This window comes from Micromonospora sp. U56 (assembly GCF_018070095.1).
Lineage (GTDB): Bacteria > Actinomycetota > Actinomycetes > Mycobacteriales > Micromonosporaceae > Micromonospora > Micromonospora purpureochromogenes.
This window is the reverse complement of record NZ_JAGPYL010000022.1, coordinates 59,219-65,487: the sequence shown is the minus strand read 5'-3', so window position 1 is coordinate 65,487 and position 6,269 is coordinate 59,219. Positions and strand designations below refer to the sequence as shown.

6 protein-coding genes are annotated in these 6,269 nt (G+C 71.1%); 2 read left to right on the top strand and 4 right to left on the bottom strand.

What is annotated here, in order from left to right:
- Positions 1–65: 65 nt before the first annotated feature.
- Both KBX37_RS11055 and KBX37_RS11050 read right to left on the bottom strand, forming a co-directional pair.
- Complete coding sequence (locus KBX37_RS11055) at positions 66–929, bottom strand: hypothetical protein (RefSeq protein ID WP_210775804.1); 864 nt, start codon at positions 927–929, stop codon at positions 66–68.
- 37 nt (positions 930–966) lie between these two features.
- The gene (locus KBX37_RS11050; RefSeq protein WP_210775803.1) at positions 967–2,811 is read right to left on the bottom strand and encodes a phosphoenolpyruvate carboxykinase (GTP); all 1,845 of its coding nucleotides are present in this window, start codon (positions 2,809–2,811) and stop codon (positions 967–969) included.
- Between the two features lie 137 nt (positions 2,812–2,948).
- On the opposite strand from KBX37_RS11050, the gene KBX37_RS35945 reads away from it, so the two are divergent.
- Positions 2,949–3,809, top strand: a complete 861-nt coding sequence (locus tag KBX37_RS35945) for a GtrA family protein (RefSeq protein WP_210775802.1) — start codon at positions 2,949–2,951, stop codon at positions 3,807–3,809.
- A gap of 63 nt (positions 3,810–3,872) precedes the next feature.
- Entirely contained in the window at positions 3,873–4,589 is a 717-nt protein-coding gene (locus tag KBX37_RS11040) for a GtrA family protein (RefSeq protein WP_210775801.1), read from the top strand.
- A gap of 111 nt (positions 4,590–4,700) precedes the next feature.
- Here the strand turns inward: KBX37_RS11040 and KBX37_RS11035 are convergent, their stop codons facing one another.
- A complete protein-coding gene (locus tag KBX37_RS11035; RefSeq protein WP_210775800.1) occupies positions 4,701–5,273 on the bottom strand; it encodes a PH domain-containing protein in 573 nt (190 codons plus the stop codon).
- 118 nt (positions 5,274–5,391) lie between these two features.
- Positions 5,392–6,267: a biotin--[acetyl-CoA-carboxylase] ligase gene (locus tag KBX37_RS11030; protein WP_210775799.1), complete on the bottom strand. Its 876-nt coding sequence runs from the start codon at positions 6,265–6,267 to the stop codon at positions 5,392–5,394.
- Between the last annotated feature and the right edge of the window lie 2 nt (positions 6,268–6,269).

Below are 6,269 nucleotides of genomic sequence, written 5' to 3'. Positions count from 1 at the left end.
ACGCAAACCTCTTGATCAACCGGCTCGGGCGGCTCGGGGGCCGGTGGGGGTCAGGTGGGGTGGGGTCAGGTGGGGGGTGGGGGTGGTTCGGCGCGGGTGGCGCGCCAGAGGCCATAGCGGGCGAGGACGGCGGCGGCGACGAGCGGGCCGCCGTCCCGGACCAGGCCGTCGACGCCGAGCAGCCACCAGCAGAGCGGCAGGTCGACGGCGAGCACGCCCACGGTGATCGCCACCAGCAGGGTGCGGGCCCAGCGCCGGCCGCGCATCAGGAACGCCGTGCAGAGGAGCACCGCGTAGCTGACCGCGATGCCGGCGAGGAACCAGAACACCACCGCCGGCGCGGCGGCCAGCCGGCCGTCCAGGATCGCGCCCCCGGCCACCAGCGCCGGCACCAGCATCAACGGGCTGTACGTGAAGGCCGCGACCCGACTGGTGAGCAGCCACCCGGTGACCGGCGGCCGCTTCGGGGCGGCCTCCCGCCAGGAGATCGTGCCGCCGGAGACCACCAAAGTCCTGCGGTGCCGGACGAGGTACGCGCCGACCGCCTCGGAGCGGTAGAGCAGCGCGACCACGCTCACGCAGAGCGCGGCGAGCAGGGCGAAGCCGAGCAGCCCGGGCAGCGGCGGCACCCCCTGCCGGGGCACCACCAGCCGGCCCACCGCGAAGATGGTGGTCACCGCGAGGATCAGCCCGAACGGCCGGGCCACGGTACGACCGCGGTTGACGTGCCCGATCAGCACCAGGAAGGCGAGTGAGCGGAGCATCGCCCAGCCGGTGCGTACGGCCAGGCCGAACTCCTGCTCCGGGGCGTACCACCAGTTGAGCAGCTCGACCACGACGGTGGCCGCCGCCGTGACGGCGAGCAGCGTGGTCAGCGCCCGGACGGCGGACGGCCGCCGGACCTCGGTGGTCTCGGCGGCCGTCCTCATGGGATCCGATGTTGCCCGGTACGGGCAACCGTCACACCTACTTCTGCGGCTGCTCCGCGTCGAGCCGGGCGCGCAGCGCGTCCAGCTCGGCCCAGAGGACACCCGGCAGCTTGTCACCGAACTTCTCGAACCACTCGGTGACCAGCGGAAGCTCGTTGCGCCACTCCTCCGGGTCCACCTTGAGGGCGATCCGGACGTCCTCCGGGGTCATGTCCAGGCCCTCGACGTCCAGCGCGTCCTGCGCCGGGACCATGCCGATCGGGGTCTCGACCGCGTCGGCGGTGCCCTCAATCCGCTCGACGACCCACTTGAGCACCCGGGAGTTCTCGCCGAAGCCCGGCCAGAGGAAGCTGCCCTCCGGGTCCTTGCGGAACCAGTTGACGTAGTAGATCTTGGGCAGCTTGGCCTCGTCGCCGTCGGTGCCCTTGCCCATCTCGATCCAGTGCCGGAAGTAGTCCCCGGCGTGGTAGCCGATGAACGGCAGCATCGCCATCGGGTCGCGCCGGACGACGCCGACCGCGCCGGAGGCGGCGGCGGTGGTCTCCGAGGAGAGCGTCGCGCCCATGTAGACGCCGTGCACCCAGTCGCGGGCCTCGGTGACCAGCGGGATGGTGTCCTTGCGACGGCCGCCGAAGAGGATCGCGTCGATCGGCACGCCGTTCGGGTCGTAGTAGTCCTCGGCGAGGATGGGGCACTGGGTGATCGGGGTGCAGAACCGGCTGTTGGCGTGCGAGGAGAGGCTGTCGCTCTCCGGCGTCCAGTCGTTGCCCTTCCAGTCGATCAGGTGCGCCGGCGGCTCACCCATGCCCTCCCACCAGATGTCCCCGTCGTCGGTCAGGGCCACGTTGGTGAAGATGGAGTTGCCGCGGTCCAGCGTCCGCATGGCGTTGGCGTTGGTCTTCCAGTCGGTGCCGGGCGCGACGCCGAAGAGGCCGTACTCGGGGTTGACCGCGTAGAGCCGACCGTCCTCGCCGAAGCGCATCCAGGCGATGTCGTCGCCGATGGTCTCGACCTTCCAGCCCGGGATGGTCGGCTCCACCATGGCGAGGTTGGTCTTGCCGCAGGCCGACGGGAAGGCTCCGGCGATGTGGTAGACCTTGCCCTCCGGCGAGGTGATCTTGAGGATCAGCATGTGCTCGGCGAGCCAGCCCTCGTCGCGCCCCATCACGCTGGCGATCCGCAGCGAGTAGCACTTCTTGCCGAGCAGCGAGTTGCCGCCGTAGCCGGAGCCGAACGACCAGATCTCCCGGCTTTCCGGGAAGTGCGAGATGTACTTCGTCTCGTTGCACGGCCAGGCGACGTCCTGCTGGCCGGGGGCGAGCGGGGCGCCGATGGAGTGCAGCGCGTGCACGAAGTCGGCGTCGTCGCCCATCGCCTCGAGGACCTTGGCGCCCATCCGGGTCATGATCCGCATCGAGGCCACCACGTACGGGCTGTCGGTGATCTCGACGCCGAACATGGGGCTCTCGGCCTCGACCGGGCCCATGCAGAACGGGATGACGTACATGGTGCGCCCGCGCATGCTGCCGCGGTACAGCTCCGTCATCGTCCGCTTCATCTCGGCCGGCGCCATCCAGTTGTTGGTGGGGCCGGCGTCCGCCTCGTCGACGGAGCAGATGTAGGTGCGCTCCTCGACCCGGGCGACGTCCGTGGGGTCCGTGCGCGAATAGAACGAGTTGGGCTTCTTCTCCGGGTTGAGCCGGATCAGGGTGCCGGACTCGACCAGCTCGTCGGTGAGGCGCCGCCACTCCTCATCGGACCCGTCCACCCACACCACGCGGTCGGGGGTGGTCAGTTCCGCGACTTCTCTGACCCAGGCGAGCAGCTTGGGGTGGGTAGTCGGGGCCTGATCGATACCCCGAACAGTAGCCGGAGCAACCATGACACATCTCCTTGTGGTCGACGCTGACCGTTCTATGGGTGCACGAGTCTGGCGGGCGCGAGCCGCGTCGCCATCGTGGAAACCTGGGATTGCGCTCAGCGTAAACCGGGCCGAGCCGCGAGTCAGTGGGACTGGTTGTGAAGAACTGCACAAGGTACGGCCCGGCTGCGGCATCACGAGCTAATACCCGCTTTCCCGCGCAGTTTCACGCAAATCCTGCGGCGAACTGTTGTCGGCCACCGGAACGGACGATGACGGACAGCGGAACCGGGCTTCCGGTGACGGGCACATCGATTGGGCGAAGCGATCGGCGATCGGTCCACAAAGAGTTACGCTCTGCTCACCTGCGGCGGCATCGGACGGGCCGGCGACGACCGGCGTCGCGAGTGATCCCGGCCGGCTCGTCGTTGCTGCGCGTCCGGCTCGCTCCCGACCGGTACGCTCGGCGGGTGGCCGCGACGATGACCGGGGACCAGCCAGGGTCTCCGCCGACCCGCCCGGGTCTGGTCCGCACCCTGCTGGACCGCTTCGGTCACCTGGTCCGCGAGCTGAGCAAGTTCGCCACGGTGGGCGGGATCGCCTTCCTCATCGACTTCGCGCTCTTCAACTACCTGACGACCGTGCGCGACGTCGAGCAGGTGACCGCCAAGACGATCTCCACCGTCATCGCGGCCAGCGTCGCCTTCGTGGGCAACCGGTTCTGGACCTGGCGCCACCGCAAGCGCTCCAACCCGGCCCGCGAGTACGCGCTGTTCTTCTTCTTCAACGCGGTGGGCCTGGGCATCGCGGTGGCCTGCCTGGCGTTCAGCCGGTACGGCCTGGGCAGAATCTGGCCGGAGGTGTTCCAGACCCCGCTGGCCGACAACATCGCCAGCTTCATCGTCGGCACCGGCCTGGGGACGCTGTTCCGGTTCTGGTCGTACCGACGGTTCGTCTTCGTGGAAGCGGGAAATCCCCCGGTTCCGGAGGCGGCGCACAACCGGCCGCCGGGGGCGTGACCTGCCGCCCACCTCGTCCGGCCGGGACCTGCCGGCCCCAACCACTGCCCTAAGGTGTTCCGCATGCGTCTTGTCCGTCTGCTGCCCGAGCGCTGGCAGAAGTTCATCCACGAGGCGCTCAAATTCGGCGTCGTCGGTGGCATCAACACCGTCATCAATTACGCCGTGTTCAATGTCCTGGCACTCACCGTTTTTGTCAACGGTCAACTGAAGGCGACCGTGGTCGCCACCGTGGTGGCGACGATCACGTCGTATCTGATGAATCGGCACTGGACGTACCGGGATCGACCGAAATCCGCGCTGAAGCGGGAATACGTTCTGTTCTTCCTGTTCAACGCCACCGGCCTGCTGATCGAGCTGGGCGTCCTCGCCGCCGCCAAGTACGGCCTGGGCGTGAACAGCCTGCTCGCGCTCAACGTGGCGAAGACCGGCGGCGTGCTGCTGGCGACCATGTTCCGGTTCTGGTCGTACCGGACGTTCGTGTTCCAGCCGGTGCCCGCGCACGCCGAGGAGACCTGGCACACGATCCACCGGGACGAGTGGGACACCATGGCCGAGCTGGACCCGGTGGCCGAGCTGGCCGAGTCGGTCAGCGAGCTGGAGGAGGCCCAGCAGCAGGCGGCGCAGCGGCCCGGCAGCCTGAAGGCCGAACCGGTCTTCCCGCAGCCGACCGGACGTCCCGCCCCGCTGGACGCCGGGCTGGGCAGCACGGTCGGCGCCGACCTCGACGCCGAGCTGGCCGCGGAACTGCACGCCGGCACCCGTCGCCCCCGCCGCTGACCCCGCCGCCCGGGACGACCCGGGCACCCGAATGTCGCCAGGTGGCGGTGTCCGAACGGACACCGCCACAGCTGCGAACCGGGGTCGATCAGGCCGGAGTCGGGCCAGGAGTCAGCTGGTGGGGTCGCGCAGCGGCTTGCCCTCGCGCATGTCGGCCAGGATGTCGCGCATCTCCCCGTCGCCCAGCGAGTGCTTGTCGTGGTGGGCCTCGACCAGCTCGTAGAGCTTGGTCTGCACCTGGCCCACGGACGGGACGTCGCGCAGCACGGACTGGCCGCGCTCGCCCGCCGACTCGATGGTGAGCGTGCCGCAGCCGAGCAGCCGCTCGACGAAGCGCTGGCTCATCGCGTGGTCGTTGATCCGGGTGAGCGGGATGTCCCGCCGGTCCCGGGAGAGCACGCCCTGCTGGAGCAGCACCCGCTCGTTGGTGAACAGGTAGTGGGTGGTACGCCAGACCAGGAACGGCCAGAGGCCCAGCCAGAGCACCAGCACCAGGGCCAGCCCGGCGATCACGTACAGCGCGATCGTGGCGCCGTCGCCGTCGGGCAGCAGGACCCAGCCCGCCACCACGGCGGCGACGCCGAGGACCAGCACCAGGATCGGCCGCAGCAGCGCCTTCCAGTGCGGGTGCAGATGCAGGACGACGTGCTCGTCCTCGGTGAGCACGTCTTCGGGAAACGCCACGGGGAACCTCCTCGACACGGATCGGACGCGCTGACCGTAACCGGTCACCGCGAGCCGCCGGATCAGCCGCGCGGCCCCGATCGCGGCGCCGGCCCCGAACCGGACCGCACCCGAGCGCTCAGCGCAGGTGCAGCACGTCCCCGGCCGCCAACCGCCGCTCCCCGGCGCCCGTGTCGAGCAGCAGCTGGCCGTCGGCGTCCACGCCGGTGGCCAGGCCGGTCAGCTCGGCGCCGTCGGGCAGCAGCACCCGCACCCGCCGGCCGACGGTGGCGCAGGAGGCGACATAGGCCTCCCGCAGCCCGCTGGCCACCGCGTCGCCGCCGGCGGTGCGCCAGCGGTCGTACCAGTCGGCCAGCGAGCGGAGCAGCGCGCGCAGCAGCGGGTCCCGGTCGGTGGCCGTCGCGCCGGCCAGTTGCAGCGAGGTCGCCGGCAGGCCGGTCGGGTTCTCCGGCAGCTCATCGGTGCGCAGCGTGACGTTGAGCCCGATCCCGAGCACGACCGCCGGCGGCTGCGCCGGGGACGTGCCGGGCACCGCCTCGGCCAGGATGCCGGCGCACTTGGCGTCGTCGACCAGCAGGTCGTTCGGCCACTTCAGCCGGGCATCCAGCTCGGCCAGCCGGGCCACCGCCTCGACCAGCGCGACGCCGGCGAGCAGCGGCAGCCAGCCGTACCCGGTGGCGGGGGCCGGCGGCCAGCCGCGGTCGGCGACGGCCTCGCCGGGCCGGAGCAGGACGCTGGTCGCGATACCGGCGCGGGCCGGCGACTGCCAGATCCGGCCCCGCCGGCCGCGCCCGGCGGTCTGCCGCTCTGCGACCACCACCAGGCCCTCCGGCTCGCCCGCCCGGGCGGCCGTCACCGCGTCGGCGTTGGTGGAGCCGGTCTCGGCCCGCAGGTCGAGCCGGCGCCAGGGCCCGTGCGGCGCGGTCAGCGCGCGAGCCAGCCGCGCCGCCGACAGCGGCGGGCGGTCCAGATCGGTGTACGGCGAGCCCGGCATCC